Here is a 1013-nt window from a genome sequence, read left to right as displayed (position 1 = left end):
GGAGTGCGCGGTGCGTTGGGCGGCGGAGGCTCGGATCAGCGGGACAGGGCGGCGTCGAGTGTGGTGGCCCACTGGCGTAGGAGGCGGGTGCGGCGGGCGGAGTCGTCGGTGAGGAGGTCGGCCAGGCCGAGGCCGCGGACGAGGTCGAGGGTCGCCTGGACCGTCTCCCGGACGCCGGGGACGCTCTCGTCCGCGCCGAGCGCCTCGATGGTGAGGCGGTGCGCCTCCCGTCCGACCCGGGCCTCCAGCGGGAGGACCCGCGCGCGGAGCTGCTCGTCGGAGCTGGCGGCGACCCAGAGCTGCAGCGCGGCGCGGAACAGCGGGGTCGTGTACATCTCGCCGAGCATCGTGACCACGTCCAGGGTGGACGGACGCTGTCCCGACGGCACGTCCAGGCGCTCGCGCATCTGCGCCACCCGCACCTCGGACCCGTACTCGACCGCCGCCGTCACCAGTTCCTCGCGCGTCCGGAAATGGTGCTGCGCGGCGCCCCGGGACACGCCGGCGCGCTCGGCGACCACTGCGACGGTCGTCCCCGCCCAGCCCTCGGAGGCGAGGCAGTCGACGGCGGCCTCAAGAAGGCGCCGCCGGGTGGCGCGGCTGCGGTCCTGTCGTGGTTCGCGGGGGAGTGCCTGCGTGGTCATGGGGTCCTCGGCTCGGTGGCCCCCCAGTCAACCAAATGAATCCAGCAAGAAACAAGCACGCGCGCTTGATTCTTCATTCGGGGCATGGTCGGCTTCCCGAGGGCGCCGACCGATTATTTGCAGATCGTGCCGGCTTCGTCGAGTTTTTCCTTCTTGATCCAACCGGTGACGCTCTCAGAGGTTCCGGGGTTGACGGTCCCAAAATAGCGATAGCTCAGAGCGCGCGTGGGTGGTTTCTTGGAGGAGTTCCGAAGAAATTCATCTCCGGCCACTACGTCGCCGACGTCCCTTTCCGCATCGTTGAGGACTTCGCCTTTCATGTTCACGAAGTACTGAATACGGCAGACGGTTGGTTTTGGGGTGGGGGAC

At 68.7% G+C, this 1013-nt stretch carries 2 protein-coding genes; both read right to left on the bottom strand.

From position 1 onward, the window contains the following. Positions 1-35: 35 nt before the first annotated feature. Positions 36-644: a TetR/AcrR family transcriptional regulator gene (locus ETD83_RS41980; protein ID WP_138650790.1), complete on the bottom strand. Its 609-nt coding sequence runs from the start codon at positions 642-644 to the stop codon at positions 36-38. 113 nt (positions 645-757) lie between these two features. After that, a partial coding sequence (locus ETD83_RS41975; protein WP_205718193.1) for a hypothetical protein occupies positions 758-1013 on the bottom strand: 256 nt, incomplete at its 5' end.

It is taken from the genome of Actinomadura soli (genome assembly GCF_005889715.1).
GTDB classification, from domain to species: Bacteria; Actinomycetota; Actinomycetes; order Streptosporangiales; family Streptosporangiaceae; genus Spirillospora; species Spirillospora soli.
This window is presented reverse-complemented; position numbering and strand designations above follow the sequence as displayed.